The sequence below is a fragment of the Emticicia aquatica genome (genome assembly GCF_923079645.1).
GTDB lineage: Bacteria > Bacteroidota > Bacteroidia > Cytophagales > Spirosomataceae > Emticicia > Emticicia aquatica.
In genome coordinates, this window is sequence record NZ_CAKLPY010000001.1 from 1,819,738 (window position 1) to 1,843,404 (window position 23,667).

At 34.6% G+C, this 23,667-nt stretch carries 23 protein-coding genes and 1 pseudogene; 11 read left to right on the forward strand and 13 right to left on the reverse strand.

The features are described 5' to 3' along the window. The 6 genes from MJQ71_RS07865 to rny all read left to right on the forward strand — a co-directional run bounded on the left by MJQ71_RS07865 (window position 1) and on the right by rny (window position 5,627). Window positions 1-1,155, forward strand: coding sequence for a site-2 protease family protein (locus MJQ71_RS07865; RefSeq protein ID WP_238806022.1), 1,155 nt, complete (start codon window positions 1-3; stop codon window positions 1,153-1,155). A 43-nt stretch (window positions 1,156-1,198) separates the two neighbouring features. Then, window positions 1,199-1,765: a 1-acyl-sn-glycerol-3-phosphate acyltransferase gene (locus MJQ71_RS07870; RefSeq protein ID WP_238806023.1), complete on the forward strand. Its 567-nt coding sequence runs from the start codon at window positions 1,199-1,201 to the stop codon at window positions 1,763-1,765. 51 nt (window positions 1,766-1,816) lie between these two features. Beyond that, entirely contained in the window at window positions 1,817-2,992 is a 1,176-nt protein-coding gene (locus MJQ71_RS07875) for a trans-sulfuration enzyme family protein (RefSeq protein WP_238806024.1), read from the forward strand. Between the two features lie 99 nt (window positions 2,993-3,091). Continuing rightward, on the forward strand, window positions 3,092-3,430 hold the full coding sequence (locus tag MJQ71_RS07880; RefSeq protein WP_238806025.1) for a hypothetical protein: 339 nt from the start codon (window positions 3,092-3,094) through the stop codon (window positions 3,428-3,430). 127 nt (window positions 3,431-3,557) lie between these two features. Continuing rightward, window positions 3,558-3,854 (forward strand): cell division protein ZapA, encoded by a 297-nt coding sequence (locus MJQ71_RS07885; RefSeq protein ID WP_238806026.1) that lies wholly within the window; start codon window positions 3,558-3,560, stop codon window positions 3,852-3,854. Window positions 3,855-4,040: 186 nt separating this feature from the next. Further along, a complete protein-coding gene (gene rny, locus MJQ71_RS07890) occupies window positions 4,041-5,627 on the forward strand; it encodes a ribonuclease Y (protein WP_238806027.1) in 1,587 nt (528 codons plus the stop codon). Between the two features lie 82 nt (window positions 5,628-5,709). Here rny and MJQ71_RS07895 read toward each other — a convergent pair whose 3' ends face one another. The 5 genes from MJQ71_RS07895 to MJQ71_RS07915 all read right to left on the reverse strand — a co-directional run bounded on the left by MJQ71_RS07895 (window position 5,710) and on the right by MJQ71_RS07915 (window position 12,094). Next, window positions 5,710-6,168, reverse strand: a complete 459-nt coding sequence (locus MJQ71_RS07895; RefSeq protein WP_238806028.1) for a hypothetical protein — start codon at window positions 6,166-6,168, stop codon at window positions 5,710-5,712. A 92-nt stretch (window positions 6,169-6,260) separates the two neighbouring features. Next, window positions 6,261-9,383 carry a translation initiation factor IF-2 gene (gene infB, locus MJQ71_RS07900; protein ID WP_310587523.1) on the reverse strand — a complete coding sequence of 1,041 codons (3,123 nt, stop codon included), beginning with the start codon at window positions 9,381-9,383 and terminating at the stop codon, window positions 6,261-6,263. A gap of 219 nt (window positions 9,384-9,602) precedes the next feature. Next, the gene (nusA, locus tag MJQ71_RS07905) at window positions 9,603-10,847 is read right to left on the reverse strand and encodes a transcription termination factor NusA (protein WP_238806030.1); all 1,245 of its coding nucleotides are present in this window, start codon (window positions 10,845-10,847) and stop codon (window positions 9,603-9,605) included. 108 nt (window positions 10,848-10,955) lie between these two features. Then, on the reverse strand, window positions 10,956-11,423 hold the full coding sequence (gene rimP / locus MJQ71_RS07910; RefSeq protein ID WP_238806031.1) for a ribosome maturation factor RimP: 468 nt from the start codon (window positions 11,421-11,423) through the stop codon (window positions 10,956-10,958). Window positions 11,424-11,638: 215 nt separating this feature from the next. Then, window positions 11,639-12,094 (reverse strand): hypothetical protein, encoded by a 456-nt coding sequence (locus MJQ71_RS07915; RefSeq protein WP_238806032.1) that lies wholly within the window; start codon window positions 12,092-12,094, stop codon window positions 11,639-11,641. Between the two features lie 142 nt (window positions 12,095-12,236). Here MJQ71_RS07915 and MJQ71_RS20995 point away from each other — a divergent pair. From MJQ71_RS20995 to MJQ71_RS07935, 5 genes and pseudogenes are all read left to right on the forward strand, one after another. Further along, window positions 12,237-12,485 (forward strand): annotated as a pseudogene (locus MJQ71_RS20995) (endonuclease/exonuclease/phosphatase family protein); the annotation flags it as partial. Window positions 12,486-12,548: 63 nt separating this feature from the next. After that, window positions 12,549-13,352, forward strand: a complete 804-nt coding sequence (locus tag MJQ71_RS07920) for an endonuclease/exonuclease/phosphatase family protein (protein WP_238806033.1) — start codon at window positions 12,549-12,551, stop codon at window positions 13,350-13,352. A gap of 66 nt (window positions 13,353-13,418) precedes the next feature. After that, window positions 13,419-14,522 carry a DNA-processing protein DprA gene (gene dprA / locus MJQ71_RS07925; RefSeq protein WP_238806034.1) on the forward strand — a complete coding sequence of 368 codons (1,104 nt, stop codon included), beginning with the start codon at window positions 13,419-13,421 and terminating at the stop codon, window positions 14,520-14,522. Window positions 14,523-14,690: 168 nt separating this feature from the next. Next, complete coding sequence (locus tag MJQ71_RS07930; protein WP_238806035.1) at window positions 14,691-15,461, forward strand: alpha/beta fold hydrolase; 771 nt, start codon at window positions 14,691-14,693, stop codon at window positions 15,459-15,461. 49 nt (window positions 15,462-15,510) lie between these two features. Next, entirely contained in the window at window positions 15,511-16,932 is a 1,422-nt protein-coding gene (locus MJQ71_RS07935; RefSeq protein ID WP_238806036.1) for an amidohydrolase, read from the forward strand. Between the two features lie 86 nt (window positions 16,933-17,018). Here the strand turns inward: MJQ71_RS07935 and MJQ71_RS07940 are convergent, their stop codons facing one another. From MJQ71_RS07940 to MJQ71_RS07970, 8 genes are all read right to left on the reverse strand, one after another. Next, window positions 17,019-17,714, reverse strand: coding sequence for a sulfite exporter TauE/SafE family protein (locus tag MJQ71_RS07940; protein ID WP_238806037.1), 696 nt, complete (start codon window positions 17,712-17,714; stop codon window positions 17,019-17,021). A 63-nt stretch (window positions 17,715-17,777) separates the two neighbouring features. Beyond that, window positions 17,778-18,215 (reverse strand): FixH family protein, encoded by a 438-nt coding sequence (locus MJQ71_RS07945; protein ID WP_238806038.1) that lies wholly within the window; start codon window positions 18,213-18,215, stop codon window positions 17,778-17,780. A gap of 57 nt (window positions 18,216-18,272) precedes the next feature. Then, complete coding sequence (gene ccoG, locus MJQ71_RS07950; RefSeq protein ID WP_238806039.1) at window positions 18,273-19,700, reverse strand: cytochrome c oxidase accessory protein CcoG; 1,428 nt, start codon at window positions 19,698-19,700, stop codon at window positions 18,273-18,275. A gap of 58 nt (window positions 19,701-19,758) precedes the next feature. After that, window positions 19,759-20,541 (reverse strand): cbb3-type cytochrome c oxidase N-terminal domain-containing protein, encoded by a 783-nt coding sequence (locus tag MJQ71_RS07955; protein WP_238806040.1) that lies wholly within the window; start codon window positions 20,539-20,541, stop codon window positions 19,759-19,761. Window positions 20,542-20,591: 50 nt separating this feature from the next. Then, window positions 20,592-20,756: a CcoQ/FixQ family Cbb3-type cytochrome c oxidase assembly chaperone gene (locus MJQ71_RS07960; protein ID WP_238806041.1), complete on the reverse strand. Its 165-nt coding sequence runs from the start codon at window positions 20,754-20,756 to the stop codon at window positions 20,592-20,594. 69 nt (window positions 20,757-20,825) lie between these two features. Next, window positions 20,826-23,009 carry a cytochrome-c oxidase, cbb3-type subunit I gene (gene ccoN / locus MJQ71_RS07965; protein ID WP_290370165.1) on the reverse strand — a complete coding sequence of 728 codons (2,184 nt, stop codon included), beginning with the start codon at window positions 23,007-23,009 and terminating at the stop codon, window positions 20,826-20,828. A 97-nt stretch (window positions 23,010-23,106) separates the two neighbouring features. Continuing rightward, complete coding sequence (locus MJQ71_RS20880; protein ID WP_290370166.1) at window positions 23,107-23,232, reverse strand: hypothetical protein; 126 nt, start codon at window positions 23,230-23,232, stop codon at window positions 23,107-23,109. Window positions 23,233-23,236: 4 nt separating this feature from the next. Continuing rightward, window positions 23,237-23,644 carry a hypothetical protein gene (locus tag MJQ71_RS07970; protein ID WP_238806042.1) on the reverse strand — a complete coding sequence of 136 codons (408 nt, stop codon included), beginning with the start codon at window positions 23,642-23,644 and terminating at the stop codon, window positions 23,237-23,239. Window positions 23,645-23,667: the final 23 nt, after the last annotated feature.

Below are 23,667 nucleotides of genomic sequence, written 5' to 3' on the forward strand. Positions count from 1 at the left end.
ATGAATCAACAACGGACGCTTTTAATACAAATCATATTATTCGTAGTAACATTAGCCACAACTACCGTCACAGGTGCAGAATGGATTTATGGACGACCATTTTTCTTTGGTGAAAATCCTTTAGGTTGGGCTGAATTCTTTGAAGGTTTCAAATATTCAATTCCATTTCTTGGTGTCCTCACAATACACGAATTTGGGCATTATTTTATAGCAAAAAAACATAATACGAATGTTACTTTACCGTATTATATTCCTCTTTGGATTGGCGGACTTTCATCAACCTTCGGAACTTTAGGAGCTTTTATTAGAATCAAAGAACGAATAACTTCTCGTATTAAATATTTTGATATTGGTATCTCAGGACCTTTGGCAGGGTTTGTCGCTGCACTTTTTGTACTTTGGTATGGATTTACACATTTGCCACCCCTCGATTACGTATTTGAACTTTTCCCTATTTTCAAGCAATTTGGTAATGAATACGGAAAATTTCTTGAAACTAGCCCTGATTATATTTCTATAAAGCTAGGAGATAGTTTATTATTTAATTTTTTTGAAGAGTATATCGCAATTGGCGAACTACCTCACCCTTATTTATATACCAATTATCCAATCATTTTTGCTGGATATTTATCACTTTTTTTTACGGCATTGAATCTTTTCCCGGTTGGTCAACTCGATGGAGGTCATATACTTTACGGCTTAATCGGCGATAAAGCATTCAATATTGTTTCACCAATTTTATTTGGCATTTTTGTTTTTTATGCTGGTTTAGGCTTTTTCAATGCTCATGAATTTATGACTACTGATACTAGCTTATTTCTTGAATTAATTGCAAAATTTGGTGCTTTCATTTTCTTTAATTATTTATGTTTTTCTCGAATTACAGAAAATATTTTAACTAATTGGCTCATTACGCTTTCAGTTATTGCGATTCAGTTATTAATATCTTACTTTTATCCTAGCATTGAAGGGTATTCTGGATTTTTAGCTTTCGGATTAATGATTGGGCGTTTTTTAGGCGTTTATCATCCTACAACAAACGATACTCAGCCATTAACTCTCGAACGAAAAGTGCTTGGATGGCTCGCTCTCTTAATTTTTATCGTTTGTTTCAGTCCAAAACCGTTTGTTATTATTCAGCATTTAGCAAACTAAAAAAATATCCTTTAACCTATAAAAATTAAAACCTGTTATAAGCATGTTAAACTGGCTGTTTAAAACTATTTTTCAATTATTGGGATGGAAAGTTATCAATGCACCAAATGTTCCTAAAGGGTTATTTGTTGTTGCTCCGCATAGTTTTACTTCCGATTTTTTTATTGGATTATGTACTCGCCCAATGGTCAATTTGAACATTAAATATTTGGGGAAAGCCGAGCTTTTTCGTCCACCATTTGGCTGGATTTTCAGAAAATTAGGTGGTACTCCTGTTCACCGTACAAAAAGTACAAATTTTGTACAGCAAGTAGCTGAAACATTCAAAAAACACGAAAAACTTTTGGTTGCTATTGCACCAGAAGGTACACGAAAAAACGTAAGTAAATTGAGAACTGGGTTTTATTATATGGCACATGCGGCAAACGTTCCGATTATTATGTCGGGCTTTGATTACCCTCGTAAATCAGTTATTTTTGCAGAACCATTTATTACAAGTGGTGATTTTGAAGCTGATATGAAAAAATACTTTGTTCCTTTCTTTAAATCTATTCACGGTGTTCAGAAAGATTGGTTAAAAAACTACGAAGAAGGCAAATTTAATGTATAAATTTAGCTCAATCCACTTAAAATTTTATAAATATTTAGTAGCAATTTTACAATGAAAAAACAGACCAAAGCGATAAGAATCCAAACCAAACGCTCACAATATAGAGAACATTCTACGCCATTATTTTTAACTAGTAGCTTTTGCTTTGAAGATGCCGAACAAGGAAAAGCTCTTTTTGATGAAACTCTCGAAGGAAATATTTATACCCGATTCTCAAACCCATCTGTACAAGAATTTGTGGATAAGGTTTGTATGTTAGAAAATTGTGAAGAAGGTATCGCCACAGCGACTGGAATGGCGGCGGTTTTTGCAGGATTTGCAGCTCATTTAAAAGCTGGCGACCATGTTGTAGCCTCAAGGGCTTTGTTTGGCTCTGCACACCAAATATTGACGCAAATTTTAGCTAAATGGGGAATCACCCACACTTATCTTGATGCCACCGCACCAGAAAGTGACTGGGAAGCAGCCGTTCAAGAAAACACCAAGATGATTTATCTTGAAACTCCTTCAAACCCAGGTTTAGAATTAGTCGATATGGCAATGGTAGGACGAATAGCAAAAAAACATAATTTAATTTATTACGTTGATAATTGCTTCGCAACGCCAATTATACATACACCAACAGATTTTGGAGCAAACTTGATTGTTCACTCAGCTACAAAATTTATGGATGGGCAAGGACGTGTTTTAGGGGGTATTATTACAGGGACAAAAGAGTTAATTGCTCCAATTCGCTTTTTTTGTCGCCATACAGGCCCTTCAATGTCTCCATTTAATGCTTGGGTTCTATCCAAAAGTTTGGAAACACTAGAAATCAGAATGCAACGTCATTGTGAAAATGCCTTAAAACTGGCTAAAGCTTTAGAAAAAATGGATGGTGTGAAAAACGTAAAATACCCACATTTACCTACTCATCCACAATATGCTTTAGCCAAAAAACAAATGGCGGCTGGTGGTGCAATGGTTACTTTTGAATTAGAAGGTGGCTTTGAAAGAGTCAATAGATTTACTCAATTACTCAAAATTGCTTCAAACTCATCAAATTTGGGCGATTCCCGAACAATTATAACTAATCCAAACACCACAACTCATTCTAAATTACCTAAAGAGGATAAAATAAAACTTGGAATCACCGAAGGCTTAATCAGAACATCAGTTGGTTTAGAATACATTTCAGACTTAATTGCTGATTTCAAACAAGCAGCCAAAAAATCATTGCAAGCTTAGTCCATCACAACATGACTTTTAATAGATTCTAACTCAAACGCCCATAAATTATTTATCAAAATGACTACGACCGTTGAGCAAAAATACATTGAAATAATCATGAAAGAAGAGAATGCCTTAGAATTCTCTCGCTTAAATCGACTAGCAAATAATTTATTTTTTGAAAAAGACAAAGCTATTGAAGATGTCTTGGCACTAAAATCGCAGATAAGAAATTTAGAAAAAACTATATCCGAACACAAAAATGAAATAGCCAAACTCCATGAAAGACTAAAAAAACAAGAATTTCTTGAAAAAAGTAAAGAAATTCAAAAAGAAAGTGTTAAAATTGTGGCGAATAAAGCTAAGAAGTCAACAGACAACGTAGAAATAAAGAAAACAATCGCTGACTTAGTACAAGAGATTGACGCGTGTATTGCTTTGTTAAACGAAGATTAGTAATTAGAAGTCTGATATGAACCTTAAATATGAGATGAATATTTTTTTGAATAACTCGTTCCTATCAAAAATTTATTGTGCCTCAATATTTTTATTTAATTATGACTAATATTAAGATTGATTACAAATGGTTGAATTAGAGAAAATAGAAATAGGGTTGAAAGTGCTGAGTAGAGTAGTCACCTTAAAAATTCAACCTGAAATGGAGCCATATTTTAGAAAAGCGGCTCTTTTAGTTAATCATCGTCTTGATTCGTTTACCAAAAGACACAGTGGCGGAGAAATGGATTCTTGGGATTTTTTAATAACTATTGCTATTGAAGGCATGGTTGAATCTCAAAAAAACCAAGATAAATATAAACTTTTGCAACAATCGCTCAAAACAAGACTTGATGAAATCGATCAACGTCTTTCTCTTAGTTGAGGGTAAATTAAATGAAAAACATTAGATTATGCTGTGTAATCTATCACTATTAATTTCATTCATTACTCTCTTCCCTTCGTCTTGCTTGCATCATTCCTACCTTGACTTCATGTTCAAGAAAATCGTTATGCCCAACATTTCCTTTATTCCCTAATTATTTATAAATTTTTAAACAAAACTATCAACATGTCTAATATTTTAATGATGCTCCTCACCGACCTAATTGCCCTAGCAATTGGTTTCTTAGTGGGTAGAGCATTGCTCAAAAAAACATTCCAAAGTAAAGAGGCAGATGCAGAGATTAGAGCTAACGAAATGCTAAAAAATGCACAACAAACAGCTGAAAATATCAAAAAAGATAAAATGTTGGAGGCAAAAGAGCATTATTTGAAACTTAAAACTGAATTTGAAGAAGATTCTAACAAACGAAAAAATATTATTTTACAAAATGAGCAACGTGTTAAGCAAATGCAGCAACAAGCAGCTCAAATGGTTGAACAGAATAAACGCCGTGAAAACGAGTTAGAATCTTTACAAACAAAGCTTACTGAACAAACCGAACACGCAATTAAACAAACTGAAGCAGCAGCCAAACGCAAAGAAGAAGCTGAAAAAATGCTTAGTCAACAAGTAGAACAATTAGAAAAAATTGCAAATCTAACAGCCGACCAAGCAAAACAACAGTTAATTGATGCCATAAAAGGTGAAGCTGAAACAAGAGCATCTGGCTTTATCAAACAAACCATCGAGGAAGCCAAATTAACGGCAACCAAAGAATCCAAAAAGATTATCATTGAAACGATTCAACGAACTGCTGCTGAACAAGCAATTGAAAACTGTGTATCGGTATTTAATATTGAAGGTGATGAAATTAAAGGAAAAGTTATTGGGCGTGAAGGTAGAAATATTCGTGCATTAGAAGCCGCTACGGGTGTTGAAGTAATCGTTGATGATACGCCTGAAGCAATTGTAATTTCTAGTTTTGACCCTGTTCGACGTGAAATTGCCCGTCTTTCATTGCACCGTTTAGTACAAGATGGTCGTATTCACCCTGCTAGAATTGAAGAGGTTGTGGCCAAAACGAAAAAAGATATTGAGAACGAAATTAATGAAATTGGTGAACGAACTGTAATTGATTTAGGTGTTCATGGTTTACATCCTGAATTAATTAGAATGATTGGCAGAATGCGTTTCCGTTCATCTTACGGTCAGAACTTACTTCAACACTCAAGAGAGGTTGCTAAGATGTGTGCTACAATGGCCTCAGAACTTGGTTTAAATGCAAAATTAGCGAAGCGTGCTGGACTTCTACACGATATTGGTAAAGTATGGCATGAAGAGCAAGAATTGCCCCATGCATTATTAGGGATGGAGTTGGCGAAAAAATACAAAGAACACCCTGAGGTTATTAATGCAATTGGAGCTCACCATGATGAAATAGAAATGACATCGATGATTTCTCCAATCATTCAAATTTGTGACTCTATTTCTGGTTCTCGTCCAGGAGCAAGACGTGAAATGATGGAATCTTACGTTCAACGTCTACGTGATTTGGAAGAACTTGCTTTAGCATTTAATGGAGTTGAAAAATGTTATGCGATTCAAGCAGGTCGAGAACTTCGTGTAATTGTTGATTCTGAAAATGTTACTGATGAAATTGCTAGTAAATTATCTTTCGATATTTCGCAGAAAATTGAGAAAGAAATGCAATATCCAGGACAGATCAAAGTAACCGTAATTAGAGAAATGAGAAGTGTTGCTTATGCAAAATAAGCCAAACTTTTAAAATAAATTATAAAAAAGTCGATGCTTTGGCATCGACTTTTTTGTTAAAAATCATCAAAATTCTATCAAATTAAAGAGATTTAGGCTTTAATCGTTTGTATTTTTCAATAATCGTACGCTCAATCCCTAGTTTTTCAATTTTTTCAATACCTTTTTGAATTAAAGTATCTTCTTTAATTGTAACCACAAATTGAAATTTATTATTTTCCCATTTTCTATCAACGAAATACTCCAAATTCTCAGTATAAATGCTATCAACTAACGTATACTGACCACCTCCAGCAGTAAATTCACTATTTGTTGAGTCATTATCAAGATGTAATTTATGATTTAAAAAAGTAAAATAGGAATCATTAATAATCTTTATCATTTTATGACTTGGGTCAAAAGTCGAAAAAGAGGTATCCTTTTCAATTGTTGTTGCAGAAAAAAGCTCCCAAGTTCCAACAATATTTGGTGCTTGTTTTTTTTCAGATTTACAACAATAGAATGACATACCCACTGCAAAAAAAATAAATCGTATTTTCATATTTCGTAGTTTTTTTTGTCAAATATAAGTTAAATTATACAAAAAAGACCTTTCAATAATGAAAGGTCTTTTTTAAGCAATTAATATATTGATTACAACTTACGTTTAACCTCTTTTATTTCAAAGCTTTCTAATATATCACCTACCTCAATATCATTGAAGCCTTTCAAGCTCATACCACATTCAAAACCATATTTAACTTCGTTAACATCGTCTTTGAAACGTTTCAATTGTTGAATTTCACCTTCATGAACCACAATTCCTTCACGAATCAATCTAACTTTATTATTACGTTTGAATGAGCCATCAGTAACATAACAGCCAGCAATTGTACCTACTTTACTAATTTTGAAAACTTCACGAATTTCAATTGTACCAACAATAGTTTCTTCTTCTTTCGGTGCTAACAAGCCTTCCATTGCATCACGAATTTCGTTGATTGCATCATAGATGATTGAGTACAAACGAATTTCGATTTCTTCTTGGTCTGCAATCTTACGAGCATTAGTTGAAGGTCTCACTTGGAAACCTATCACAATTGCATCAGCAGTAGATGCAAGCAAGACGTCTGATTCAGAAATTTGTCCTACACCTTTATGAATAATTGCTACCTGAACTTCTTCAGTAGAAAGTTTCAATAGTGAGTCTGAAAGTGCTTCAACCGAACCATCCACATCACCTTTAACAATTACATTCAACTGATGGAATGCACCAATTGCTTTTCTACGACCAATTTCTTCAAGTGTAATATGTTTTTTGGCACGAATACTTTGCTCACGATGAATTTGTTCACGTTTGTTTGCAATATCACGAGCTTCACGCTCAGTATCCATTACATTAAATCTGTCACCTGCTTGAGGAGCTCCAGGCAAACCAAGTACTTGGACAGGTGTAGAAGGGCCAGCTTGTTTAATCCTGTTTCCAGTTGCATCAACCATTGCTTTCACACGGCCAAAATATTGACCAGCTAGAATCACGTCACCAACTTTTAATGTGCCATTTTGAACAAGAACAGTAGTAACATAACCACGTCCTTTATCAAGTGATGCTTCAACAACAGTCCCCACTGAAGTTCGATTTGGATTAGCTTTTAAGTCTAATAATTCGGCTTCTAAAAGTACTTTGTCTAGCAATTCATTAATACCAATTCCTTTTTTAGCCGAAACTTCTTGTTCTTGATACTTTCCACCCCAACTTTCAACTAAGATGTTTTCTTTAGATAAATCTTCACGAATTTTAGCTGGATTTGCTCCTACTTTATCAATTTTATTGATTGCAAATACAATCGGAACGCCTGCATTCTGAGCATGGTTGATTGCTTCACGCGTTTGAGGCATCACACTATCATCAGCTGCAACTACCACAATCACAATATCAGTTACTTTTGCTCCCCTTGCACGCATTGCCGTAAAGGCTTCGTGACCTGGTGTATCTAAGAATGCTATTTTCTTCCCTTTATTTGGTCCTTCATTAATTTCAACTGAATATGCCCCAATATGTTGAGTAATACCACCTGCTTCACCCGAAGCAACTTTAGTACGACGAATATAATCCAATAATGAAGTTTTACCGTGGTCAACGTGACCCATAATCGTTACAATTGGAGCTCTTGGTAATAAGTCGCTATCAGCGTCTTCTTTCTCAATAGTATCAACTTTAACCTCTTCTTCAGCAGAAATAAATTGAACATCAAAGTCAAAATCAAGTGCTAACATTTGGATTGCTTCTGCATCAAGACGTTGATTAATGGATACAAACATACCCATTTTCATTGCCGCAGAAATAACCTCAGTCACCGAAACATCCATTAATGAAGCCAATTCAGCCGCAGAAATAAATTCAGTAACTTTTAAAATTGCACTATCTTCTTGCTCTTGTAAAACTCTTTGCTCCTCTTGGTCAGCACGAGACTTACGCTTATCTTTTCTATATTTAGCTCCAAAATCAGGCCCTTTGGTCTGCATTCGAGCCATCGTTTGCTTGATTTGCTCTTTTACTTGAACCTGAGAAACTTCTTCTTTACGTTCTTTTTTCTTCTTAGGATCAGGCTTTTTATTTGTGCCTCCACCTGCTGAAGTTGTAGTAGTTGTAGAACTTGTATTTGGTTGAACAACTTTAGGTTTTGGTGTTACCGTTTCAGCACCAGAACTGTTTACTTTCTCTCCACGTTTTACACGTTTACGTTTACGTTTGCGTTTATCTCTATCTTCTGCAACACTTGCTTTCCTTTCAGTTGGTAATTCAATTTTGCCAAGAACCTTTAAACCCTGCAACTTTTCTCCTCTTGCTTGAATCAATTCTGGCTCAATCAAATCATCTAAAATAATTGGAATTATTTCTTTTTTAACTGGTTCAACTTGAACTGGGCGTTGTTCAGCCTTGTGAGGAGGACGTTGGTCTGCTCTATGAGGTGGACGTTGGTCTGTTCTAGATTGAGGTTGTCCTTGTTGTTTTGGTTGAAATTCTTGTCTATTTTGATTTTGAGGCCTTTGCTCTTGTTTTGGCGGCTCAGGTTTCTTAACATCAACTTTCGGCGTTTCAACAACTGGCGTTGTAACAATCACAGGTGTTTCTATGACTGGTTTTAATGGTTCTTGTTCAACAATAACCTTTGGAACATCTACAATAGTTGGCGTTGGAGCAGCAACTTGAGCCACTTCAATAGTTGGTTTGACTGTTTCTACAACAGCCTCAACTTTAACTTCTTTCGGAGCTTCCACAGGAATCTCAACAACTTTTGGTTTTATAACCGCTTCTTCTACTTTTGGTTGAGGAATGACAACTGTCTCTTTAACAGGCTCAACAACCACTGTAGGAGTTGGTGTTGGAGTAGAAGGTTTTCTATCCAAATCAATTTTACCCAAAATAGTCACTCCTTGGATTTTGCTTTCAGCACGAATCACTTCGGGCTCAGCTGGCTTAGATGCCTCTTTTTCAATTACTGTTTCAACTTTTTTCTCCTCTACTTTAGATTGTTGGCGGAAATAAAGAATATCAGAATTGCCAGCAGAAGGTTTACTTTCTTCAACTGGTTTGGGCGTTCCGCCATCTTCAAATAAAGAATTGTTATTATATTCTTTAGAAAGAATACTTAATAATTCAAAATTGAGTTTGGCATTAGGATTATTTTCAATACGATGTCCTTTCACAGCAAGCTTTTCAACGATAGTTACAATACCAACGTTGAGTTTCTTCGCCGCAAGGCTGAGTCGCATTTCTTTTTGTTCTGTCATAAAATGATTAAAAAAATCTGTTTTTATTATCCATTTCTGGATTCTTGCCTACTACATTTCCAACGTAAAAAATTGTGGAAAGGTTTACTGAGGAATGAGCTAAAATTGAAAAACACAAATGTAATCTGTAAAATCCTTATTATCAAGAATATACGGTTTATAGTTGATTATTTCATTTTATTTCACTCTATTATATTTGATTTATTCAAATTCTCTACTGAGAATTCCTAAAACTTCGTCAATTGTCTCCTCTTCTAGTTCAGTCCGACGAGCAATATCTTCTTTAGAAATTGCCAACACTGATTTAGCTGTATCAAGACCAATTTTACGGAATTCATCAAGTACCCAATCTTCGATTTCATCAGAAAACTCTGACAAATCTACATCTTCTTCATCTTCTTCACCTTCAATATCACGGAATACATCAAGCTCCATTGAAACTAGTTTTCCAGCCAACTTGATATTCATACCGCCTTTACCAATAGCCAATGAAACTTGGTCTGGTTTTAAATAGACGGCCACACGTTTACGTTCATTATCAACCTGAATATTGCTAATTTTTGCTGGGCTTAAAGCTCTCGATATTAACAAGTTAAGGTTGTCAGTCCATTGAATTACGTCAATGTTTTCATTTTCAAGTTCTCTTACAATTGTATGAATTCTTGAACCTTTCATACCAACACAAGCACCAACTGGGTCGATGCGATCATCATAAGATTCGACGGCAACTTTTGCTCTTTCGCCGGGCTCACGAACAATTTTGCGAACAGAAATCAAACCATCTAGAATTTCAGGAATTTCTTGCTCAAACAAACGTTCCAAGAAAACTGGAGAAGTTCGTGAAAGAGTGATTCTAGGTGTACCATTATTCATTTCAACTTTATGAACAACTGCTTTAATACTTGTCCCTTTGCGTGGTCTATCTTTAGGGATTTGTTCGATTTTAGGCAAAACTAACTCATTACTTTCGCTATCCAAACAAACCAATTCTTTACCTAAAATTTGATAAACTTCCACAATAATTAACTCTCCAACTAAATCTTTGTATTTAATGTAGAGCATTTCTTTCTCTAAATCTTTGATTTTTTGAATCAAAGTTTGGCGAGCAGTTTGAACCACACGGCGACCAAAATCTTCTAATTTTACTTCATCAGCAACTTCTTCACCGATTTCAAAATCAGGTTGAATTTTTTGAGCTTCTGAAAGCATAATTTTATCAGTATCCCAAATATCTTCCGAATTATCGTCAACGATTTCTCTGGTACGCCACATCTCTAAGTCGCCACTATCAGCATTAATGATGACGTCAAAGTTATGGTCTGAACCAAATTTCTTACGAATCATTGTCCGAAATACATCTTCCAAAACCTTAATCATGGTTGGTCGATCAATATTTTTTTCACGGGCAAATTCCGAAAATGATGCTATTAATTCTCCACTGTGCATAGCTTGTAAAATAGTTCTGAGTGATGAGTTCTGAATAATGAGTGATACTACACTTTTGTAATAACTAGCTCAAATTTGAATAATATAAACCCAAAAACTCTATTTTATTTATTTAAATGATATAATTACTTGCGATTCTTTAATATTTACAAAAGGAATTGACATCGGAACTATCTCTTCTTTTTTCTTTCTTTTTTTATCTTCGATGATAATAATTTCTTCACTACCAACGGATTCCAAAACACCTTTTAATTCGCTTCCGTCTTTAAGTGTAATTTTCAAACTTCTTCCGACATTCTTTCGGTACATTCGGTCTGATTTTAAAGGTATGTCAACCCCTGGCGATGATACTTCTAAAGTGTATTTTTCAGGCATCATTTCGTCAATATCTACACCTAATTTACGACTAATAGCGGTGCATTCATCAATTTTAATGCCTTCATCGGAGTCTAACAAAATCGTAACTTTACTATGAACTTTTGATAAAGAAACCTTAATATCAACTACAAAAAATTTATCATTTTCGAGTAGAGGTTCTAGTAATTGTTCGATTTTTTGCTTGACTTCTGTATTCATATTTTAGAAAACGACGACGATTTCGTCATAAATTTACAAGAAAAAAAGGAGGGCTTCGCACCTCCTTTTTCACAATTCTATCGCAAATATAGATATTTATTTCTGTTTTAGCAAATATTTACTAACATTATAATGATTTATTAGATTAACTGATTGTATATTACCAATTATCAATAAGAAACCTCTTGTTAGACAATGATTCGACTTCTGGTTTCTCAATTGAAACTCCTTAATTTCTTTTTGGAATACTCGTAAGAAATAATTGCTGGCACATAAAAAGTAATATCAGCTACAACTTTTGCCAATATTATTCCTAGCCAAATATCATCGACCCAAATCGGGAAATAATACATTAAAGTTGGTCGAATTAAAAAGCTATCAAACAATTCTGAAAAACCAAATTCAACAACTAAAGCCCTTATATTCTGCATAAAGGTCTTGATTGAATATTGAATGTTTTTTTGAGCTAACCTTTTTTGTGTATCAAATATATCTTTACCTAGCATATAGCCAAAGTAAACTATGTTTCCAACCCAAGTGCCGACCAAAGCGGAGGTAAGGTGATTTAGCGTTATTTTATAAGTAAAAACAGATGATAAAATAGTTGCTGTACTCGATATTATTCCTGCGGGCATATATCTTTTTGCCCATTCAACCCATTTTTTTTTCATAATTGTGGCATAAACTTAATCTGGATTTAGGTGTAAAGGTAGGCTTTTTAAAAGATTCTATCGGGTATATTTCGTAATTTTGAATTTAGGAACTAATTTTAGGCTTAGATGTTGATTATTTAGAAGCTTCAAATTCTAAGGAATGGTATTATTGATTAGACAAATTTTAAAACGTTTTTTATTCTTTCTGAACTTTTTGCTGATACTTTATACTTTATTGGTGTATCAGTTAAGTTATTCGGTAAGCGTAAAACATTGGCTAGCAGGCTTTTTGATGCTTTCAATGCCTTTTGTACTAATCCTTAATTTTTTGTTTGTTCTAATTTGGATTTTTCGTAAATCATATCGTTCATTACTCTCTTTTATTATTCTAATTATCGGTTTTCCCTTTATACTTCGCACTTTCACTTGGCATAATATTGATTTAAGAGATACGCGTAAAGGGTTCACCATAATGAGTTATAACCTTATGTGGTGCGATGCTTTTACTTACGTTCACCAACATGATACTACAAATGCCATTCAATTAATAAAGAAAGCTGTTGATTTAGATGCTGATATAAAGTGTTTACAAGAACTTTACAATTGGGATGGTTTTCCAGACTTCCGAACAATAAAAAAATTAAGAGGGACACATAAATACTATACTTATGTGCATTCTACTCCAGGAAATGACCGTGGACAAGGAAGCATAGGTTTGGCAATTTTTTCAAAATATCCGATTATAGCAAAGCAAGAAAAACATTGGTCGATTAACCATAATGGATTACTTTCAGCCGATGTTGTAATTAAAAAAGATACGATTAGAGTTATCAATGTTCAACTTCGTTCGATGGGAATTCGTGTTCAGCGAGTAATTGAAGCAAAGAATGAAGAAAACGAAGAAAAAGCTAAAAAAGAAGCAAAAACGATTTATCATCAATTGAAAGATGGTTTTGAAGACCGAGCTATTCAAGTTAAAGAATTAGAACATTGGATTCAAGAAAGCCCTTTTCCAGTCATTCTTTGCGGCGATTTTAACGAATTGCCTTATGGATTTGCTTATGGGAAAGTTCGTTCTTATTTGCACAATGGATTTGAGGATGGTGGACGTGGTTTTGGTTTCACTTATCATAAAAAGCCTGGGTTTTTGAGAATTGATAATCAATTTTATGACAAGAAAAAATTTGAAATAAAACGTTTTAAAACTTTCTCAGAAACAGCTAATTCTGACCATTATCCAATTTGGGGAGAGTATCTTTTCAGAAATAAAAATTAAAAGAGCTAGAAACAGCTCATAATTAAATAAATCCCACATTAAAATTATAAATCCACAGCTTTTAGAATGGAAAAACTTTATCAAATTGCATTGACAAATGTCGATGGCGTAGGAAGTGTATTTTTTAGACAACTGATTAGTTATTGCGGCTCAGCAGAAAATGTTTTTAAAGCAAAAACTGAAAAACTCATAAAAATTCCTGGAATTGGCAAAACTGTCATCGAAAGTTTGAAAAAAAAAGACTTGCTGATTAATGCCGAAAAAATTTGGCATGAAGCCGAAAAACAACAAATAACTCTTTATTTTTCTACCGACAAAAATTATCCTTCTCGATTAAAACAGCTTTATGACGCCCCTTCGGTACTTTACTATAAAGGCAATGCTGATTTAAGCCATTTCAGGACCATTGGGATTGTTGGCACTCGACAAGCAACAGATTATGGCAAAAAAACAACTGAACAATTAATTGAACAAGTAAAACCTTATAATCCATTAATTATAAGTGGTTTAGCTTATGGAATTGACATTGCTGCTCATAAAGCTGCTCTAGAAAATCAATTACCAACGATTGCGGTTTTAGCAAGTGGTTTGGATATAATCTATCCTTCTCAACACCAGAAATATATTGACCAAATACTTGAAAATGGCGGAATTCTTTCAGAAAATCCACTTGGAATGCAACCAATGAGGAATTTATTCATTGCCAGAAATAGAATAATTGCAGGGTTGAGCGACGCAGTTTTGGTAATTGAATCGGCTGCAAAAGGTGGAGCGATGGTAACCGCCGAATTTGCTAATAATTATCATAGAGAGGTTTTTGCTGTTCCAGGAACTTTAGCAAACAAATTTTCGGAAGGCTGCAACAAACTTATCAAGCAAAATAAAGCCACTATTTATACCAAAACCGAGGATTTAATCGAAATTATGAATTGGGATACTGATGGAAATAATTCAACAGATTTGTACAAAAAAAATGTATTGGATTTAAGTTTATTTACCAATGAAGAAAGTCAAGTAATTTCACATTTACGAACTTACGGAGAATTACAAATTGATGAATTAAGTTGGCAAACACAAATAGCTATTAATCGGTTGGCTTCATTGCTATTAAATCTTGAATTTCAAGGAATAATTAAAGCTATGCCCGGAAAGAAATTTGGTTTAAAATGACATTAAATTTCATTTTAAACCAAACGATTTATCATAAAAAGGCGTTTATAGCAATAAAAAATTAGTATTTGGTATAAAATTAAATCTAAGGTGAAAACAAATTTTAAATTATTTTCGGTATTTTTTTTATTAAGTGTATTGTTAGTTTCATGTTTTGGAAAGTGGATAATGACCGAAAAAGAATTGAAATTACATTATCAAAATCGGCTTTCAAAACCACTTTTTCATATCGTAGAAAATGATTCAATAAAACTTCATTACGTAACTTTAGGGGCTGATACTGCACAACCTGTACTCTTTATTCATGGTGCTCCTGGTTCTTGGGACGGTTATATGAACTTGCTTGATGATAGTTTGTTACAACATAATTTTCATCTTATTTCGGTGGATAGACCAGGCTATGGGAAATCGCAAAAATTTCCCAAAAAAAGAACTTACACATTAGAAGAACAAGCTAAATCTATCATTTTGGCCTTGAAAAGTAATCATTCAAATAAAAAAGTAATCATTATTGGTCGCTCTTATGGAGCACCTGTTGCGGCGAAAATTGCAGCTTTATATCCCGAAAAAATTGAAAAAATTGTACTTCTTTCTCCAGCCATCGACCCAGATACTGAAAAATTTTGGTGGTTTTCAAAGTTTGGAAAAGTCTTTTTAGTAAGGTGGTTTTTACCCGAAAGAATGAACACCGCAACTGACGAAAAATTTGCCCACATAAAAGAGTTAAAAATACTCAAAAATGATTGGAAAAAGATAAATTCGGCCGTAACAGTGATGGCAGGTGGACAAGATTGGATTGTAGATACAACAAATTTTTCTTTCGCAAAAAAGATGCTTATCGGAAAAAATGCTAAATTTATATTTATTCCAGAATCAGGTCATTTGATTTCACATTCAAGACCAGATTTAGTCAAAAAAGAGCTTTTTATGACTAGATAAAGATTAAATAATTTATCACCTAAACTAAAAAACAAATTTCCTGTACAAGATGAAACATCTATTTTTACTACTCTCCTTGGTCAGTATGAGTATTATTGCCCAAACCCCAAAAGACAAGATGCTTGAAAGTATCAGCAAAAAAGAAATGTATTACGGCGGAATTGCCAAACAAATTTGGAATTATGCAGAGGTAGGCTATCAAGAAACCAAAAGTTCTACATTATTACAAGAAACACTCAGTAAAGAAGGATTTAAAATAGAAAAAGGGGTTGCGGGTATTCCAACTGCTTTTACTGCAACATTTGGAGAAGGAAAACCAGTTATTGGGATTCTTGGAGAATTTGATGCACTCCCTGGTTTATCACAAGACTCAACTACTGACCAAAAATCAGTTGGAGGAATTGCTGGCCATGCCTGTGGGCACCATTTATTTGGAACTGCTTCGGCAGCGGCAGCTATTGCAGTAAAAGAATATATGAAGACTAATAATATAAAAGGAACACTCCGCTTCTACGGCACACCTGCTGAAGAAGGTGGTTCTGGCAAAGTTTATATGGTGCGTGATGGTTTATTTAATGACGTTGATGTAGTTGTGCATTGGCATCCTGGTTCTTCAAATAGTGCTAGTTTCGGTACTTCTCTTGCAAATAAGTCGGGTAAATTTCGCTTTTATGGCGTTTCAGCTCACGCTGCAGCTTCTCCTGAAAAAGGCCGTTCGGCTTTAGACGGTGTTGAAGCTATGGACAATATGGTAAATATGTTACGAGAACATGTTCCGTCTGATACACGTATTCATTATGTAATAACCAATGGAGGAAAAGCACCAAATGTTGTTCCAGATTTTGCTGAGGTTTATTATTATGCACGTAGCCCTCGTAGAACAGATGTGATGGATGTTTGGTCTAGAATAGAAAAAGCAGCAAAAGGTGCAGCAATGGGAACTGATACTCGTGTAGATTGGGAATTAACAGGTGGCACATACGAATTATTAGCTAATGAAACACTTGCTAAAGTAATGCACGCCAACCTAACGAAAGTAGGCGGTATTAATTATACGGCTGAAGAAAAAGCATTTGCTGAAAAAATTTCTAAGACTTTGGGTGTTGAAAATGTCAAATATGAAGATGCTACGGGAATAAAACCGTTAGCCGCAGAAAGAGGTGCTGGTGGCTCTACTGATGTAGGTGATGTAAGTTGGACCGTTCCAACAGTTGGTCTAACAACAGCCACTTGGGTGCCAGGTACTCCTGCACATAGTTGGCAAGCAGTTGCAGCTGGCGGTATGAGTATTGGTAGAAAAGGAATGCTTGTGGCAGCTAAAACATTAGCATTAACTGCTGCTGAACTTTTTGAAAATGAACAATTGAGAAAAGATGCAAGGATTGAATTTGAAAAAGCTCGTGGAAGCAAAGAGTTTAAATATCAAGCTTTGGTTGGAGATAGAAAACCAGCGTTAGATTATCGAAAGTAAATTTTGAATTGAATAATTTACTGAATTACATAAAAAAGCATCAGATTCATGAAGATTCTGATACTTTTTTATGTAATATTTTTAATTCAATGACAAAAAGGAATATTCGATAAATCAATATTTTGTTTAATAATATGTGGATATACTGCATTAAAGCCTCTTATTATCAACCAAATAGCAAGAATTGAATAGGTAATTGGAATAAGTTTAGGTAGTTTCAAAGCAAAGGTTTTACGAAACCAAGTTGCTCCTAAACTTATTCCAAGCATCATTGGCAAAGTTCCAAATCCAAAGAATAACATAAAAAACATCCCATCAATCACTCGTTCGGTCAGAAAAGCTCCACTTAGGGCCGCATAAACCAATCCACAAGGTAAAAATCCATTCAAAAGCCCAAACGTAAATTGTGTTACAAGAGAATGTTTTTTGAAAAGAGCCGATAATGAAGATTTAATAAAGTTAGTAAATCTAAAAATTTGAGGATTGAGACTTAACTTATTTTGCCAACTTTTGGGTAAAAAAACACCAAATAAAATCAAAGCCCCAAGTATGATTGAAAGTGATTTTTGAGAAATAAAATAACCTGTACTTTCTCCGATAAACCCCACAAACAAGCCCAATACACCATAAGTCAAAACTCTTCCTCCATTATAAAGTACCCTTCCTAAAATAAATTTCCATCTTTTTGAAGTATCGGCTGGTAACATCATAGCAATTGGGCCACACATACCAACGCAGTGTAAACTTCCAATAAAACCCATGATGAATGCTGAGTAAAACACTTTTTTATATTTTAGATACTTGGTTTAGAATAACAGATTCTAGAATCTATTATTCTAAACCAATTATAATGTCATTTTTTCTTCTTTATAATAACCTTTACCGTCTTTATTCCAAGAAACTTTTACAACCCATAAACCTCGGTCAATATTAGCTACTGGAATTATTTGGCTTTCCGCATTTGTAATATCAAGATTTACCGCAAAATCTTTGTGAGCATCAGCAGGGCGATAAAAATTAACCTTACCCGTTGACCCAATAGATTCTTTAGGAAAATCCAATGTAACCACCTTACTATCAGCTTCATAGGCAAATTTCAATTCTTTTGAAAGCTGATTTGTGTTATTCATCTGGTCAATATTTTCTTGGTAAGCAATTTCCTTTTGATAATAATCTTCACTCACCAAATTAATATCTTTTTGTTGTAAACATTTCCAGACCATAAAGCCCATAAAAGCCACAAAACTTAAATATACGATTGCTATTTTTTTTCCCCAGTTCATATTGTTTTGAATTAAGAATGATGTTTTCATTATTTAATTTATCATTCGATTTAAATTTTATTCTGCTGGCCCCAAGAAATTGGTTTTTACAGTTTCAACCAAAACATTGCCATTATAAACTTCAATTTTCAAAGGCGTTTTTATAGCTTTAATCGCTTCTTTTGGCATATCTAAAAAGAAAACTGCATCAGCTCTACCTTGCATTGGTACACTAATTTTGCTACCTTGAATCCTTATAACACCTTTATTATCAGCCACTTTCAAGACTAAATCAATTGGTTCGGAAGTTTTATTAATAAACTGTACATTATACAAGTTACTGATTTTCCCATTAGGTTGCTCTTGATACATTTGACCTGGCACTCGCATAATTGTCGTTTCAACCATTGTACGACTCATCAATAAAAACGCTTCAACCCCAACTAAAAGCAACAAAACCACAGAATAAGCATAAGCTCTTGGTGACATTTTAAATGGTGTCCGTTTTTCAATACTTTCTTGTGATGCGTATTTAATTAAACCTGTTGGTTTATCAACTTTAATCATTACTTCATCGCAAGCATCAATACAAGCTGTACAATTCACACATTCAAGCTGAGTTCCATTACGAATATCAATACCAGTTGGACAAACCTGTACACACAAAGCACAGTCAATACAATCACCTTGTTTGGCTTGAACTGTCGATTTTTCAGTATTTTTACTCAACTTACCTCTTGGTTCACCTCTGACGAAATCATACATAATTGCCATCGTACTTCGCCCCATCAAAACACCTTGTAAACGACCATAAGGACAAATTGCGATACAAACTTGTTCTCTTAAACGAGTAAATACGAAGTAAAATAAAGCTGTAAATACTAAAATACCGATAAATCCTGATAAATGGTAAGCTGGTGAAATTGTTACAATATTGATTGTTTCTTCAATTCCGATGATGTATGCCATTGTAAAATGAGCAATAATTACCGAAAAAATGATATAAATTATATGTTTAAGCGTTTTCTTCCTTATTTTTTCAGCAGTCCACGGGCCGCTATCTAATTTTTGTTGTTGACGAGCATCACCTTCAATCCAGTATTCAATTTTACGGAAAATCATTTCCAAAAAAACCGTTTGAGGACAAGCCCATCCGCACCAAAAGCGTCCATAAACAACAGTAAATAAAATGATAAATACAAAAAATGTAATCATTCCTATGCCAAACAACACAAAATCTTGAGGAAAGAAAGGTTGTCCAAAAATTACAAACTTTCTTTCAAAAATATTCATCATCAATAAAGGCTGTCCGCTGATTTTGATGAATGGTACTGAAAAAAATATGACTAAAAAAACAAATGTTGCAATGATTCTTTTGTTGTGAAAACTACCTTTTGGTTTTTTGGGATGCAACCAAATACGTTTCCCATTGGCGTCCACCGTGGCGATTGTGTCACGGTATTCTTCATCATAAAACTGTGAAATATCTGGTGTTGTGGTATTCATTTTATTTTGTTTAAACCCCACCATCTTGTCAAATCCAGCAAAATGGTGGGGCAAATTATTATTTTGTTGCAGTCGAATCTGCTTTTACACCTTGCGGAGCTTTTCCGTTTGGTGGGTTTGTTCCAGCAATTGATAAGATATAATTTGATACATCTTGCATTTCGTTTGGCTTCAAAGTTGCTTTCCAAGCAATCATTCCTTTTTCAGGAACACCATTTTTGATAGTTTTGAAAACATCATTGATTGTTCCACCGTGTAACCAATATTCATCAGTTAAGTTTGGACCAACGCCACCTTCACCTAATGCACCATGACAAGCAACGCATTTTCCAGTAAAAATCTCTTTACCTTTAGCCAGTACTTTTGCATCAGTTACCAATAATTTTACTGTTTTTTCGTCAATACTATTGGCATTTTTGGCTTGGTATTCTTCAATTTGTTTCTGAGCAACTGTCACTTCTTGTTGGTATTCTTCTTCTTGAAGCGGGCTTGAGTACCAAACGTGGTAATCGAGCATATAAACTATAGCAAACACAATTGTTGCATAGAATAAATATTTCCACCAAGGTGGTAAGTGGTTGTCGAGTTCTCTAATGCCATCATAATTATGATTAAGCAAAATCACTTCTTCTTTTTCCAACGGAACTGCTCCCGTTAAACTTTTCCACCAAGTATCGAAACTAAACGCTTCAACTATTTTTCCGCTTCGCTCTGCATCAATTTGTTTCAAAGCTCGGAAAATACCGAAAACAACGAACAAAATAACGATTGCGAAAATGACGAGAGTTACCAATACCAAGAATAGAATAAGTTCATCTCCTGTTTTGAATGATAAGTTCATTTATTACAATTTTTATGATTGATAAAATAAATTTCTACTGTTGTGAAAAACTACTCATCTTTACCAAAAGGTAGATTTTCCATGTGTTTTACGTATTTTTTGTCTGCTTTAAAAACCCAAAAACCTAATGCAGAAAAGAAAACAACAAACACGATTAGTGAAAAGATGGGATAAACCGATACGCCATCAATGCTAGACAATGCGTTTTTAAACATAATTGTATTTGATTTATTCGAGGTTACTAGACCATAGTGAAAGTTTATGGCCTAGCACCTTTCGAGTTCTTATTTAACAGCAGTTTGTTCTTTTTTGATGTCAGTTCCCATGCGTTGTAAATAGGCAATCAAAGCGATGATTTCTTTATCTGGACTTGCTTTGATTTTGGCATCAGCTAAAGATTGAACAATGCCATTTGCTTGATTTTCTGCATTTGCAATCGCCTCATCTTCAAAACCTTCTGGATACGGAACACCCAATTTACGCATTGCATTTACTTTATCAGGTAATTGATTTTTATTGTATTTATCTGATAATAACCATGGATAAGTAGGCATAATTGAACCTGGTGACATCGTTTGTGGGTCCATCATGTGGTTATAATGCCAGCTATCAGGGTATTTTCCACCAACACGATGCAAATCTGGACCAGTTCTTTTTGAACCCCATTGGAATGGATGGTCATAAACAAACTCACCTGCTTTTGAATATTCCCCGTATCGCTCAGTCTCCGAACGGAAAGGACGAATCATTTGTGAGTGACAGGTATAACAACCTTCACGAATATAAATATCACGACCTTCAAGTTCGAGCGGTGTATAAGGTTTCACCGAAGCGATGGTTGGAATATTTGATTCAACCAACCATGTTGGTACAAACTCTACAATTCCACCAATAATAACAGCAACCAAGGCTAAAACCATAAACATTATTGGTTTTCGTTCGATAACTGAATGCCAACCTTCGCTTGCAATTCTTACATTTTTTACCAAGGCTGGTGCTTCATCGTATTCGTCAGCAACAAAACTTCCTTGACCAGCTGTTTTGATGAGATTATAAATCATGATGAATGTTCCAACCAAATAAAGTAAACCACCGAAAGCACGCATGGCATATAATGGAACAATTTGAGTAACCGTTTCAAGGAAGTTTGGATAAGCCAAGAATCCTTCTTTTGTAAATTCTTTCCACATCAAGCTTTGTGTAAAACCTGCCCAATACATCGGTAATGTCCAAAACAATATACCAAGTGTACCTACCCAAAAGTGCGTATTTGCAAGCGAAACAGAGTATATTTTGGTTTTCCACATCCTTGGAACCATCCAATAAAGCATACCAAAAATCATGAATCCGTTCCACCCTAAACCACCTACGTGAACGTGAGCGATTGTCCAGTCAGTAAAGTGAGAAATAGCATTTACGTTTTTCAAAGAAAGCAAAGGGCCTTCAAAAGTAGCCATACCATAAGCAGTTACAGCAACCACAAAGAATTTTAAAACTGGGTCTTCACGCACTCTATCCCAAGCACCACGAAGCGTGAGTAATCCATTTAACATACCACCCCATGATGGAGCAATCAACATGATTGAGAAAACTGTTCCCAAACTTTGAGCCCAATCAGGCAATGAAGAATAAAGTAAATGGTGCGGGCCTGCCCAGATATATAAAAATATCAATGACCAAAAGTGAATAATTGAAAGTTTGTAAGAGAAAACTGGTCGATTTGCTGCTTTTGGCATGTAATAATACATCAAACCCAAAAAAGGAGTTGTTAAGAAAAACGCCACTGCATTGTGTCCGTACCACCACTGTACTAGAGCATCTTGCACACCTGCATAAATAGAATAACTTTTTGTCCAAGAAATTGGCAATTCGAGCGAGTTCACAATGTGAAGCATTGCAACGGTTATGAAGGTAGCAATATAAAACCACACTGCAACATACATATGTCGTTCACGACGTTTGATAATCGTACCAATCATATTGATACCAAAAACTACCCAAATTAGAGCAATAGCAATATCAATTGGCCATTCTAACTCTGCATATTCTTTACCAGTTGTTAAGCCCAACGGTAATGAAAGAGCAGCAGCTACAATAATTAATTGCCAACCCCAAAAGTGAATCCAATTGAGTAATGGACTAAACATTGGAGCTTTTAGCAACCTTGGCATTGAATAATAAACCCCCGCAAACATGGCATTACCAACAAAGGCAAAAATGATAGCGTTGGTATGAAGTGGGCGAATCCGTCCGAATGTTGTATAAGGAATACCAAAATTGGCAGTTGGCCAGAACAATTGGGTAGCCGCAGTAAGACCAACCAACATACCGACAACTCCAAAAATGACGGCCGCAATCATGAAAGCTTTTACAACTTTATTGTCGTAGTAAAAACCTTCTAATGCACCCCCACCCCCGGAATGGACATGAGAGTCGCTACTGAAAAAAGGTTTGGCAAATAATCGCATAAGATTTGGTTTATGGTAGTGATTGTGCAAAAGCACAGTTTAGAAAAAAGAATTATAATTATGAATTAAGTATAAAAACGCATCAAACGACTAATAATCAATCATTTACTAACAAAATACAAATTGCCAATGCACGGTGAAGTATGATTTCATGCTGTAAAATTACTTTTAGACCCCAATCAAAAACATGATTGAGGTCTGAAGTAATTATGATTAAAATCATAAAATCAATTAAGCGTTACAGGATTTTCAAAGGAAGCAATAAAACGTCGGAATCGATATTTCGTCTCACGATAATCAGTCTCAAAATATTTCATTTCGTCATTGAAATATAGATGGTCTTTTTTTTGGTCTTTATCAAAAATATTATCACTGATTACACCTTGTGCCATTTCTTTGTCGATTCCTTGCATTTCTAACAATAATCGTTTTACCAATCGTTGGAAATGATGAAATTGATTAACAAATTCGGCAACAACTAACGAATTATGAGGCTGAGAAAGCGTTTTAACTTTATATTCGTCCAAAATCTTCAAGAAAAATGAGGCTTCTTGCCTAGCTAATTCTAGTTCATTTCGCCAAATTTTATGTTCAAAGTAAGCGTGAGTCAATTGCTGTATTTTTGAAGTTGCCATTGCTAATTAGATTTTTAAGTATC